Here is a 12,792-nt window from a genome sequence, read left to right as displayed (position 1 = left end):
TAATTCCATTGACGGAGATGATCATGAAATCAATCAAGTATTTAGCTCTACCCTTTCTTAGCGTAGCACTCGTAATGACAGGCTGTGCTAGCCGTAAACCTGCAGCGACGACCACGACTGGTACAAATCCAAGCACGGTAAACACTTCTGGTTTAAGTGAAGATGCTGCATTAAATGCTCAAAATTTGGCAGGTGCTTCATCTAAAGGTGTAACTGACGCAAATAAAGCGGCTTTGGCTAAACGCGTTGTTCACTTTGATTATGACAGCAGCGATTTATCTACTGAAGACTACCAAACACTTCAAGCTCATGCTCAGTTCCTTATCGCAAATGCAAATTCAAAAGTTGCATTAACAGGCCATACAGATGAACGTGGTACACGTGAATACAACATGGCTTTAGGTGAGCGTCGTGCTAAAGCTGTACAAAGCTATTTAATTACCAATGGTGTAAACCCGCAGCAACTTGAAGCTGTAAGTTATGGTAAAGAAGCTCCTGTTAATGCGGGACATGATGAATCAGCGTGGAAAGAAAATCGCCGCGTTGAGATTAATTACGAAGCAGTCCCTCCTTTATTAAAATAAGGGATATGCATAAAAAAACGCTCATAATAATATGAGCGTTTTTTTTATTACTTAAGAAGATTTCTTGTCTTCTTCAGGATGTTGCATGGACTCAATCAAATCATGCTTATTAAAATCTTTATATTCAGGTTTTGCCTCATAATCTTTCCAAGCTTCCTGAACATTTTCTTTCGAAATTTCATCTAGATTGATTGGTTCACCTGCCGTGGGGGTCGCATCAAACTTCTTTGTTGTCATTTCGATTCTCCTAAAAATATACAATCCTTTGTAATGCAATCAACATACCATTTTAATTGGGGCTTGTAAGCATAAATCCAACACAAATAAAGTAAGATAATTTTTATTTTGTGACATTCTCATCTAGAATATGCCACGTATTTATCTGACTCATTTTGATGCTTGAAGCACAGGAGCGTTTTTTTATGTCCAACCTCACTTTGTCCCAATTTTTACAACAACAAAAAGGGAATCTAACACCTGAGTTGGCTCAAGTCATCGATACTATTGCCACGACCTGTAAAACAATCGACCAAGCATTACAAAAAGGTGCTCTAGCTGGTATTTTAGGTAGTGCTGGCAATGAAAATGTTCAGGGTGAAACACAGAAAAAACTTGATGTGATTTCGAATGACTATTTAATTGATGCTTTAAAAGTACACCCGCACGTAGGCGGTCTCGCTTCTGAAGAGCTTGATGAGTTCACACCTGCACAAGAAAATGGTAAATACCTCGTTTTATTTGATCCATTAGATGGCTCAAGCAATATCGATATCAATATGTGTGTAGGTACGATTTTCTCTATTTTGCCTGCAAAAAATGCAGTAACACAAGCAAACGATTTCATGCAAGCTGGCACACAGCAAGTTGCTGCTGGTTATGTACTTTATGGCCCATCAACTATGATGGCTTTAACTGTAGGAAATGGCGTAGCATTCTTTACTTTAGATCCAGAAACTCAAACCTTCTTGCTTACTAATGAGAATGTCCAAGTTCCAGCAGACACTCAAGAATTCGCTATTAATGCATCTAACCAGCGTCATTGGGAACAACCAGTAAAACAATATATTGATGAATTACTCGCAGGCAAGACATCTGTTCGTGAAAAAGATTTCAATATGCGCTGGGTAGCATGTATGGTGGGTGATATTCACCGTATTTTATGTCGTAGTGGTATTTTCCTTTACCCATATGACTTGAAAGATCCGAAAAAAGCAGGTCGTTTACGTTTAATGTATGAAGCGAATCCAATGAGTATGCTCATTGAACAAGCAGGCGGTGCATCAACTACTGGCCGTGTACGCATTCTAGAGATTGAACCTACAGAACTTCACCAACGTGTACCTGTAATCATTGGTTCTAAAAATGAAGTTGAACGCGTAACAAGCTACCACTAATAATTTTAATTACTTAGGGCATCATAGTATGATGGTGCCCTTTTGTTGGATATTTTCTTATGGCGGTTATTTTTTTAGAATCAAAAGACAATGCAAAAATTAAACATTTGCGTGGATTAATCGAACTCAGTAACGCCCGAAAAAAGCACCAACAAACCGTTCTTGAAGGCACACATCTTTGTTTGGCGTGGTTACAACAGCAAAAGAAGATTTTTTCTTTATTCACGACAGAACAAGCATTAGAACACGAAGATTTAAAGAAAATAACAGAGCTACATCAAGGCCATATTTTTGTTATTAGTGAAGTTTTATATAGAGATTTGAGCACATTAGGTACAAGCTTACCTTGTTTAGCGATTATTGATTTACCTAAAACTGCATCAACTATCGACTACAATGTAGACACCTTAATTCTAGAAAATATTCAAGATCCGGGTAACGTAGGTACACTTCTACGTTCAGCAGCAGCAGCAAATATTAAACAAATCATTTGCACCCAAGGCTCTGCATCACTTTGGTCACCACGAGTTTTAAGAGCAGGTATGGGCGCTCATTTTAGCTTACATTGTTTTGAAAACTTCCAGCTGACAGATATCCTTCCAAAATTTCAAATCCCGGTTTTTGTTACTAGCTCTCATCGCTCAACCAGTCTTTACTCAAAAGACCTATCTAAACCGTGTGTGTGGATTTTAGGAAATGAAGGTCAAGGTGCAAGCGATTACGCGTTAGATCACGCACAATCAGTGACTATTCCTCAACCGGGTGGACAAGAGTCATTAAACGTGGCAATTGCAGGATCTATTTGTTTTTTTGAGATGGTTCGCCAACGCCAATAAAACGTTAATTTATTTTACATCGCACATATTTGTGAAAAAAATCAATTACACTAGTAAAAAATAACCGATTGTTGTCAACCTCCCACCTCTTTTCAACGTTATATAAGAGATATATTGAAGATAAGGTGGGTATGTCCAATGACAGGATTTTCCATCTCCATGGATTTAGCACCGAAAAAGTCTCGATCGGAAACATCTAGTGCTCATGCCAGCACGGCTGAGCAACGCCTGAAAGTTTTCATGCAAGATGTTACTGGTCGTGCTTTGGTAATGATGGAGAGTGCTACCCAAGGTCAACAAGGTATTGCGATGGATTTGGTTCAAGAAGCATTTATTGCTTTACACAAATCTTATGCCGATAAAAGTACTGAAGAATGGTATCCCCTGTTCTACACTATTTTGAATAACAAACTTCAAGATTGGCGCCGCAAAGAAGCTCGTAGAGCAAACCCATTTTCATTCTTCAAAAAAGTTAGTCTGGATAATGACGACGACGAAGTTATCGATGTAGTTGATGAAAAAGCTATTAATCCTGCAGATTTTCTCGATCAAGCAGTAACGATAGAGGAAATTCGGGAAGCAATTGAAAAACTACCTGTTCGTCAACAACAGGCATTTATGTTACGTGCGTGGGAAGGGTTTGACACCCATACAACAGCTCAGATCATGAACTGTACCGAAGGTAGTGTGAAAACCCATTATCACCGAGCAATTCAGGGACTTAGAGAATACTTGGCACATTTAAATCCCTTGGGAGGTTCTGATGAATCATGATGATTTCACTAAAAAGGTGACATCCAAACTTGATAGTTTGGCAGATCACCATAAAAATAAAACAGTGGTCATGAATCATGTGCTTGACCATATTCAACAAAAACCAGCCTCTTATTATAGTGTCTGGAAAATGACTGGTTTCGCACTTGCCGCAGCAATTACAGGTTTTGTGATTCTGCCTAACTCAGTCGAGATTGTGGATAAGCCACAAAATCAAGTAATCGTTAATCCTAAATTATCTCCACAAATGGTGGAAGATTTAGAGATGTTAATGGTGTTGGGTGAGGATAAAGTACAACATGGCAGCTAAAAAGTTAGCGCTTATCCTGTGTTCATTAAGTTTCTTGCAGACAAGTTTTGCAGGTTTTGAACGCTTTTGGATTTTTTCTAAAGATGCCAATGCACAAGTGGATGACACATGGGATGCCCTTTCCGAAGAAGAGCAACGTGCAGTCATTAAACGTTACCAGAGTTTAAAAGAGCTACCAGCGAATCAAAGCACCAACTTACAGCAACGTATGGACTGGTTTACTCAACTTCCTGAAGCTGAAAAACAAAAAATGCGTGAAGCATGGCAAAAAATGAGTACGCAAGAGCGAAAAGACTTACGTGAGCGGATGCTTAAAGCGAATGGTGAAGAAAGAACAGCAATTCGTGAAGAATACATGAATAAGTATTTAGAGCACTAATTTATTGTTTAGTGATTAAATAGGTGAAATCTAATCACTCAATTATTTTGATTTCATTTCTTATAAAAAAGCCTCCAATTGGAGGCTTTTTTATTTTATATCGTTTATTTACGGTAGCGTCTATAAGCTGCTAAACCAAGTAACGATGCTAAAGATAAAATTCCTAAGCTGCCACCACCGCCTCCACTATTACCACCTCCAGCAGTAGTATTACTACTCACTAAACTGATAGTACCTGCATTTGAAATTTTATTATCAGCATCATATACGTAATAAGTTAATGTATCATTGAAGTTATTAAAACTATTTTTAGCTTGAATATAAATATTACCACCATAACAAGTATTATCCTTATCTTCACCTGGACAAGGGCCTTCTCTATCTGCCTTAACTACTGTAAAAATTCCATCTTTTGAAGTTTTACTTGGCAAATATATAGGCAAGTCTGCAAACTGAGGTTTATTAGGCTTTGTAATAAGTGTATTAGCTGGACCATCTCCATCATCATTTGCGTATTTAAGTAAATTTAATGGAATTATTTCATTTGCTAAATATTGGAATACAACTTTACTATCACTTGCTACAGGTGCAACATTATCAAATCGTGCTTCTAAAAGACCAGATGATTGAGTAGAACCATCTTTACTACTAATCGTATATTTACAATAGTTGTAGTCACCAGCTTGAGTAGTAATATCATCCGACCGATAGAATATAATTTGCTGTAAAGCACTATTCCACTCACAAAAAAGTTTATCGTCTTTTTCCGTGCTTGCAACTTTGTCATCTATCAATCCTGTTCCAACAGATTCAAGATTAATATTATAGTCCGTACTATTAAAAAACTTTAGAAGATGGCTACTATCTTCATTTGGCAAAGGTAAGCCATTTGCCTTCAAATCAATATAGATCGCTCGGTATTTTGCATTTGCTTTAGTTTGATCAAGAAGATTTTTATAATTTGCCAAATCTATTTTTAAGACATTCCACAAATATGAATAAAGTGGATTAGTGAGATTTTTTTCTGCAGTATCATACTGGGTTTGGTATCCCTCAAGTAAAGTAGTGAGAGAGCTGTTGCCTAAACCTCTTAAATCACCAGCAGTTAATTTCATTAGTTCTACTGAACCTATATCACAGCTATTACGAGCAATGTTATCGGGCTGATAATATAGTTTATTAGTTGGGAGTCGAGCTAAACCACGTTGATCTATATCAGCGCATATAGCTTTACCCTCAGGGTCTACATCTATTAAATCTTCTTTTCCAGCAGCTACCAATGGAAAATAAAGTGGTAAAAAACCAGTTACTGCTGCAGCTTTTTCATGGCGCTCAAGTAAAGAGTTAAATGGAACACCTGAAATATCAATTGTCTTATTAGCTGACGAAAGTACCTCTGTTGGTAAATCACATTTATCAGTATTATTACTTAAATTTAGTGCATTAAAAGATAATCTAAGACCTGAGTTCTTCAAATCAGCTGCTGAGCCTGCTAAATATCGACAAGCATATCCAACTGGATTGTATCCAATTATATTAAAATTCAATTCTTTCCCACCTAAACTGTCATATAGGAAAGTTGTATGTGCGTTATTTTCAACAATAGTGTTATTTTGTAGCTTTAAACTACTTCCACCACTTAAAATAGTTGATGGATTTGTTGTATTACCAGGAATCGCATCTCCTGTAAATTTTAAAATAACCCCATTTACAGTGCTGGCAATATTTTGAGCAATTGTATTAATTGTAAAAGTAGCTTTCGGCTCGCCACAAAATTCAAATGTACTAGCAGAATTGCTCGAACCATTCTTGATAATACTTGAGGATGTAAGAGTAACCTCTCGTTTGGCATACTCAGTACCATTTTTACAACTCATAGCTAACACGCTACCAGTACTTGCTTGATTGCCTTGCAAGAGGGAATGAGTTATTGATAAATTTACTCCGCTACCACCAAGAAAAACAGCTCCACCTTTTGGAGCTTGAGAGTTTAAAATTTGAGAATTTAATAATGTAACATTACCACCCGCATAAATAGCCCCACCTTGATTTGAAGCTATACCATTTTCTATAATAATATTTTGCAGGAATAGAGCTTTTTGATTTTCCGCTGTGTTAAATATACGCGACTTGCCCGCAGCATTAATACGTGTTTTAAGTTCTGGTAGAGCAGGATAGTCATTTGTTAAAACATTCTTTTCTGACCAAATTTTATCTTCTTCACGTTCACCATAGCCATAAATAGAAATATTAGCATTGGGCACCAATTCTTTATTTAAAGTATAAGTTCCAGCTTTTAACTGAATTACCTGATCAGTATCGAGGCTAAATACAGTACACCCATAAGCGGATTTACGAGTTTCTGCAACTTTAATAGCTTCTCTTAATGAACATGCGTTCGTATTTTCACCATCTTCATCAGCAAAAGTTGTGACCTCAATTCTTTTATTTGTGGTATCAGCAAAAAGTGGCATATTTGCAAGCACAGCTAACGCTAATAATGCCTTCTTATAATTTTTCATAGTCTCATCCCTGATTATGACTTGAAACGGCGTAAAGCAATTAAACCTAATAAACCTAAAATAAAGGCCCCACCAACACTACCTCCACCTCCGGTACTGACAGATTTGTCTTCAATTCCAGATAAAGGATCCTGAACAATTCTTGTCGGGATAGTGATATATTGAAACTCTACGCCTTCATTAAATCGAGACACACTCGTAACAACCTGAATACTAAAAATATCCGCGCCATGCCAGTTCCCATTTGGCGTATAAATTACATTTCCATTTTGATCTAAAGTTATACTGCCTTTAGAAACTGGTGTGTCTGTACTTTGTTTAATTCTAAGGCATCCCGGTTGCCATTCTTTTCCATCAGCTCGCTCGCCAAACAATCGCTTACACGTAGCTGGAGTCACTAAATCTGCTTCACTTAGAGAACCAAGAATATTAAATTTTGCAACTTGGCCATATCTAATATCTTGACCTACTGAGGATATCTCAGTATCTAAAATATATTCAATCGCGCCAAGATCACATAGCTCATCATAACCGCTACGTTTTTTCCCACGTTGATCAACACTTTCACAGCTTGCTAATCCGACTGAAGTGCCGTCACTATATAAACGACCTTTATTAATAATTAAGGAGTCAGCTAAAGTATTATAACTTTCTAAAAGTCGAGGTTTAAAAAAACCTAAAAAACTATCTTTAGGAGTGTTAAAAGGACAAAATAAACCTTCTTTCGCTGTTACATCGCATACTCCCTCATCTGTACTACCTGCTATTAATTTTTCATTAGCAGGATAAAGAATATTAGGGAGCTTAGAGGTCGCATTTCTATTACATTCTGTTGTCACCAAATTACTTTGTATAACTGCTTTATCGGCACTAGTAGCCTGGCAGTTGATCGTATTTCCAACTAAAACACTATTTGAAATAGAAGCATTACCTTGGGGAGCATCTAGAAATAATCCTTTATCATTTTTAATCATCGTAATATTATTAACAAACATCCCATCTTGAACATTTGCGATAAAACCTACTTTATTATGAAAAAAAGTACTGTTACTCAGACCGGTAGAACGCTGGCTTAAATATCCCCCTGTACTTTCATCATCAAATTTATTTGCACTGAAGAAAAGTGATCCAGCAGCAGAACTAACTTCATTGTCTCGAATCACAGACTGCGTGATCAAATACAAAGGCTGCTCACTATAAATTACTCCACCTTGTGTTGCTTTATTATTTTGAATAAGAGTATTGGTAATTGTGACGAACCCATAGGTCTGGCCACTTTTCGTGACCAATCCTCTATTATAAATTGCTCCCCCTTGAGCTGCGTATCCATCAATTAAACGAGAGTTTTGAATTTTCAATATTTCATGATTATCAATCAAACCACCAGTGACGGCTTTAAATTTTAAACCCGCACCTTGTAAATTAAGATCAGTTAGCGAAACAGAAATTGATGCTTTTTCAATACTTTCATCATCAATTTTAAATAACTGATCAGTACCAATCATTTTTATTGTAGCGTTATGCGAACCTGGTTGATCGGTATCAACTAGCGTAGAATCATTTTTAGCAGTACTAATTGTCAGAGGAGCTGTTATCTTTATTTTTTCATTAAGTGTGTACTCTTTATCTCTTTGCAAAATAATATTATTTGAGTCACCACTAGCACAGCCACGATAACCATCTTTTACAGACGCAACAATCTTAGAATCGCTTGAATTAAGTTTATTTAAAAGTTCGACAGCCTCGCGTAATGAACAGACCGTGTTATCAATGTCTTCATCAGTTGTAGTTGTGACTTGAATATCGGCAGAATAAGCGTGTCCAGCAGCAGCCAATAAAGCAAAAGCAATGCTCCGTTTGAGCATACCCATCTCCTTACATCTTTTTTCATTTTTCTTTGTCAATATTGCAAAATTTCCGCTTTTGCAATCGCATCCTTTGTGCGTACTTTGTCACAGGAAGTAGAATTTCTCAAGACATTTTGGTCGGTCTGTAGAGTCATTTTTGAGCTAGATTACAAAAAGCTTCGTAGATCTAAAAAAGTTTTTTAAATACAAAAAAGTGGCGTATTAAAAAATTAAAAGAAAATTTAGAAGATATAAATATAACTATTCTGAAATAAAAAATTTATGTAGGGAAAGCCATTTTTTAATTGTATGAGTTTAATTTAAGCAAAACAGCAAACTTAAGTTAGAAAGTCTACTGTTGATATTCATCAATCAAAGCGTAAATTTGTCTTAAAGTCGCATTAGAAAGTTTTGTTTTTTCGCCTTTGAGCAGTTTTTCTAACTGAGCAACAGTTTGCAGTAAAAGAGATGCTTGATGAGGACCATGTAATAATAAGTAGTCAACAATTTGTTGGTCAAAGTGAATACCCCGTCTAGCCATTACAGATGTCACCAAAGCATAGCGGTCTGCATATAAACTTCCACTCGGCACTTTTACACTAACGGCTTGTGTAAGTCGTGATTGTAAATCTGGTAATTCCAGCTTTAATTCAATCGGTGCTACACGCGAAGAGAATATGAGTTGTCCCTCATGATTATTCATTAAATGAAAAACAGCTTTTTGCCAGTGAGGCACACCACCAATCGATTCAATATCATCCAAAGCAACAAGATCATAATGTTCTAAAGACGTAATTGCCTCAATAGGTGCATCAAGCAGTTCGAGCAAAGATACTTTAATCGCAGATTTACCTATTTCTAAATAAGAATCACAAATTGCGGAAAGTAAATGACTTTTCCCCGTCCCCGCTCCACCGTAAATATAGAACCTACTCACCAGACCAGCATGTAGTTGACGCACGGCATCGACTACATGCCCCCAACCCGGTCCCGAAAAATCACTGATTCGGGCATCAAGTTGAGGTTCTATATCCAGTTGGAGTTGACGCATATATTGAATTAACCTTGAAATTATTTCTGGTTAGGAGATTTTAGTTCATCTGTATCTTGCTGTGTTTTAACTTCAAGATCAAGCTTAGTACTTTCCGTTTGTACATGAATTTGCTCAATATCGCCATGTTGGATCACTAATGTAGATGGTGGAGCATAAAGTGAGCTTCTTTCGTAATTCTCTCTTAAATGCTTCAACAACACTACAATAACCGCAGCAACAGGCAATGCAATTAACATTCCCAAGAAGCCTGCAAGCTGTGCACCTGCCAATACTGCAAAAACAACTGCTACAGGAGACAAACCAATTTTATCACCTAGTAGGAATGGCTGTAGGATATAGCCTTCTACCGCTTGACCAATCATAAAGACGATACCAACCAGTAATAGATGCATCCAATCCAAGCCAAACTGGAACAGGCTGGCAATAACAGCAGCAATAATACCTACGGCAAAACCTAAATAAGGAATAATACTAGCAAGCCCTGCCACCATACCAATAATCAGGCCAACTTCCAAACCGATGAGTTGTAAACCAACTGCATACACTACGCCAAGCAATAGCATGACCAGAAACTGACCTTTAACAAATGCCCCTAAAACGCTATGACATTCACCAACGATCTGTAAAGTAGTTGCTTCATATGGACGCGGAATGAGACGGCGTAAGTTTTGTAACATACGCTCCCAATCAAGCAAGAAATAGAAAGCAATAATTGGAATTAAAACAACTGTTCCACCAATCTGAATAAAATTCAAACCAGATTGAGCCAGTTTTAATAACACTGCCTGAATGCTGTCTGCGCTATAGTTTGTTTGGACATATTCCATGACAGCTTTAGACAACTGCTCTGTGTCAATTTCCATTTGCTGGACATTAAATGTTGAAGACACCCAAGGTAAAAAGGTAGCGTTAATCCAGTGAATACCTGCTGGAATACTATCTCGGGCATAAACTAATTGTTTCCAAATCAGTGGAACTAAATACCAGAGTGCAATAGTTAAGGTTACACCTATTCCGACGAATACCACGCTAATTGCTAACCAGCGAGGCAATTTCATTTTTACCAGCACATCAACAAGTGGACTGAATAAATAAGCCAGGAAAAAAGCACCGATAAAAGGAATGACTACAGGCTTGAGTAAGTACAACACCCATACCAGCAATACAATACCTGCGAGTAAAAAAATACGGCGCAGTATACGATCTTGCATAAAATCTAGCCTTTTTTGATTTAATCGTTATAAATGAAAAAATATTTTTATTAAAGATAGCATTTTCGAGCATAAATAACATAAGAGTTTCGTATATTCAGGTTATAATCTGCCGCCAATGCGGAGACTTCATTTATGAGCAACTCAACTTCTACCCCAAATACCGGTTTAAGCTACAAAGATGCGGGTGTCGACATTGAAGCGGGCGACGCACTGGTCGATCGTATCAAGTCAGTCGCTAAACGTACAAGTCGTCCTGAAGTAATGGGCGGGCTTGGTGGCTTTGGTGCACTATGCAAAATTCCTAAAGGTTATGAAGAGCCTGTTTTAGTTTCTGGAACCGATGGTGTAGGAACTAAATTACGTTTGGCCCTTAATCTCAATCGTCATGACACAATCGGCCAAGACCTTGTGGCTATGTGCGTAAACGACCTTTTAGTTTGTGGCGCAGAACCATTATTCTTCCTTGATTATTACGCGACTGGTCACTTAAATGTTGACGTTGCTGCAAATGTTGTTACTGGTATTGGTAAAGGTTGTGAGCTTGCAGGTTGCGCACTTGTAGGTGGTGAAACCGCGGAAATGCCAGGCATGTACGAAGGTGAAGATTACGATCTTGCTGGTTTTGCAGTTGGTGTTGTTGAGCAAAGCAAAATTATTGATGGCTCTAAAGTAAAGTCTGGTGACGTACTTATCGGTGTTGCATCAAGTGGTGCTCACTCGAATGGTTACTCATTACTACGTAAAATTTTAGACGTTAAAAACGTTGATTTAACTCAAACGATTGATGGTCGTCCTCTTGCTGACGTAGCAATGGAACCAACTCGTATTTATGTAAAACCGGTTCTTGAACTCTGCAAACAAGTTGATGTTCATGCTATGGCACACATTACTGGTGGTGGTTTACCAGGTAACTTACCTCGTGTATTACCAAATGGTGCACAAGCAGTTATTGATGAATCTTCTTGGGAATGGCCTGAATTGTTCCAACTTCTACAACGCGAAGGCAATGTAGAACGCTTTGAAATGTACCGTACGTTTAACTGTGGCGTAGGTATGGTTATTGCTGTTGATGCAAATGATGCTGAAAAAACAATTGAAGTACTTAATGCTCAAGGTGAAAAAGCTTGGAAAATTGGACATATCCAAGAAAATGCTGAGTCAGTGGAAGGTGCAGACGAAAAAATTCGTGTGATCTTTGCATGATAAAAATTGCTGTTCTAGTCTCTGGGAATGGCAGTAATTTACAGGCCTTGATAGATGCAAATCTATCAGGGCAAATTGTAGGTGTACTGTCTAATAAAGCAGATGCTTATGCCCTAGAGCGTGCTCAAAAAGCCAATATTGCTACCGCTGTTATCTCCCATAAAGACTTTCCAACGCGCGAAGTTTTTGATGAGGCAATGCATCAGCAACTCTTAGCTTGGGAAGTAGATGTAGTTATTTTAGCTGGCTTCATGCGTATCTTAACACCCACCTTTGTCAACAAATGGCAAGGGAAAATGCTGAATATACATCCCTCGCTTCTTCCAGCTTACAAAGGTGTGAATACTCATCAACGTGTTTTAAACACAGGTGATCGTTTGCATGGTTGTACCGTACACTTTGTAACTGCTGAACTGGATTCTGGTCAATCTATTGCCCAATCAGCTATATCAGTTCAAGAACATGATACTGCCGCTTCATTAGCAGATCGAGTGCACACACTTGAGCACTTTATCTACCCACAAGTTGCAGAGTGGCTGTGTAACGGTCAACTTACATGGAAAGATGGGCAAGCCTATTTCCGTAATCAAGTTCTAAAAGACCCTATTCGTTTTGCAAGTTGGTAAAGTATTTACTAGCAAACAAAATTAAAAAAGGACATGCTGGCATGTCCTT

Annotated in this window: 13 protein-coding genes; 8 read left to right on the top strand and 5 right to left on the bottom strand. The window is 37.7% G+C overall.

The window, feature by feature from the left end; genetic code table 11:
- Positions 1–23 precede the first annotated feature (23 nt).
- A complete protein-coding gene (gene pal / locus H7R46_RS04620; RefSeq protein WP_005067766.1) occupies positions 24–584 on the top strand; it encodes a peptidoglycan-associated lipoprotein Pal in 561 nt (186 codons plus the stop codon).
- Positions 585–635: 51 nt separating this feature from the next.
- Here pal and H7R46_RS04615 read toward each other — a convergent pair whose 3' ends face one another.
- Entirely contained in the window at positions 636–821 is a 186-nt protein-coding gene (locus tag H7R46_RS04615; protein ID WP_005067763.1) for an NF038105 family protein, read from the bottom strand.
- Positions 822–1,006: 185 nt separating this feature from the next.
- Here H7R46_RS04615 and H7R46_RS04610 point away from each other — a divergent pair, with 185 nt between their 5' ends.
- The 5 genes from H7R46_RS04610 to H7R46_RS04590 all read left to right on the top strand — a co-directional run bounded on the left by H7R46_RS04610 (position 1,007) and on the right by H7R46_RS04590 (position 4,277).
- Positions 1,007–1,978 carry a class 1 fructose-bisphosphatase gene (locus tag H7R46_RS04610; RefSeq protein ID WP_002118934.1) on the top strand — a complete coding sequence of 324 codons (972 nt, stop codon included), beginning with the start codon at positions 1,007–1,009 and terminating at the stop codon, positions 1,976–1,978.
- A gap of 59 nt (positions 1,979–2,037) precedes the next feature.
- Entirely contained in the window at positions 2,038–2,814 is a 777-nt protein-coding gene (locus H7R46_RS04605) for a TrmH family RNA methyltransferase (RefSeq protein ID WP_002118372.1), read from the top strand.
- A 159-nt stretch (positions 2,815–2,973) separates the two neighbouring features.
- Positions 2,974–3,588: an RNA polymerase sigma factor gene (locus tag H7R46_RS04600; protein ID WP_002118814.1), complete on the top strand. Its 615-nt coding sequence runs from the start codon at positions 2,974–2,976 to the stop codon at positions 3,586–3,588.
- Positions 3,578–3,898 (top strand): hypothetical protein, encoded by a 321-nt coding sequence (locus tag H7R46_RS04595; RefSeq protein ID WP_002118556.1) that lies wholly within the window; start codon positions 3,578–3,580, stop codon positions 3,896–3,898. The genes H7R46_RS04600 and H7R46_RS04595 overlap by 11 nt, the downstream gene beginning before the upstream one ends.
- On the top strand, positions 3,888–4,277 hold the full coding sequence (locus tag H7R46_RS04590; protein WP_002118619.1) for a DUF3106 domain-containing protein: 390 nt from the start codon (positions 3,888–3,890) through the stop codon (positions 4,275–4,277). Before H7R46_RS04595 ends, H7R46_RS04590 begins: the two co-directional genes overlap by 11 nt.
- Positions 4,278–4,381: 104 nt before the next feature.
- On the opposite strand, the gene H7R46_RS04585 is transcribed toward H7R46_RS04590, so the two are convergent.
- The 4 genes from H7R46_RS04585 to cxpE form a co-directional block, all read right to left on the bottom strand.
- Positions 4,382–6,799: a CSLREA domain-containing protein gene (locus H7R46_RS04585; RefSeq protein ID WP_005067756.1), complete on the bottom strand. Its 2,418-nt coding sequence runs from the start codon at positions 6,797–6,799 to the stop codon at positions 4,382–4,384.
- Between the two features lie 14 nt (positions 6,800–6,813).
- On the bottom strand, positions 6,814–8,664 hold the full coding sequence (gene rbtA / locus H7R46_RS04580; RefSeq protein ID WP_005067754.1) for a rhombotarget A: 1,851 nt from the start codon (positions 8,662–8,664) through the stop codon (positions 6,814–6,816).
- Between the two features lie 334 nt (positions 8,665–8,998).
- Positions 8,999–9,697 carry a DnaA regulatory inactivator Hda gene (gene hda, locus H7R46_RS04575; RefSeq protein WP_005067752.1) on the bottom strand — a complete coding sequence of 233 codons (699 nt, stop codon included), beginning with the start codon at positions 9,695–9,697 and terminating at the stop codon, positions 8,999–9,001.
- Positions 9,698–9,717: 20 nt separating this feature from the next.
- Complete coding sequence (cxpE, locus tag H7R46_RS04570) at positions 9,718–10,911, bottom strand: chloramphenicol efflux transporter CxpE (protein WP_002118385.1); 1,194 nt, start codon at positions 10,909–10,911, stop codon at positions 9,718–9,720.
- Positions 10,912–11,046: 135 nt separating this feature from the next.
- On the opposite strand from cxpE, the gene purM reads away from it, so the two are divergent.
- Together purM and purN are read left to right on the top strand one after the other, a co-directional pair.
- On the top strand, positions 11,047–12,117 hold the full coding sequence (gene purM / locus H7R46_RS04565; protein ID WP_017385817.1) for a phosphoribosylformylglycinamidine cyclo-ligase: 1,071 nt from the start codon (positions 11,047–11,049) through the stop codon (positions 12,115–12,117).
- Complete coding sequence (gene purN / locus H7R46_RS04560; RefSeq protein ID WP_005067747.1) at positions 12,114–12,743, top strand: phosphoribosylglycinamide formyltransferase; 630 nt, start codon at positions 12,114–12,116, stop codon at positions 12,741–12,743. The genes purM and purN overlap by 4 nt, the downstream gene beginning before the upstream one ends.
- The last annotated feature ends 49 nt before the right edge of the window (positions 12,744–12,792 follow it).

Origin of the sequence: Acinetobacter sp. BEC1-S18-ESBL-01, assembly GCF_014169935.1 — a bacterium.
Lineage (GTDB): Bacteria > Pseudomonadota > Gammaproteobacteria > Pseudomonadales > Moraxellaceae > Acinetobacter > Acinetobacter pittii.
Note: the sequence above shows the minus strand (reverse complement) of the source record. Positions and strands in the feature narration are given on the sequence as shown.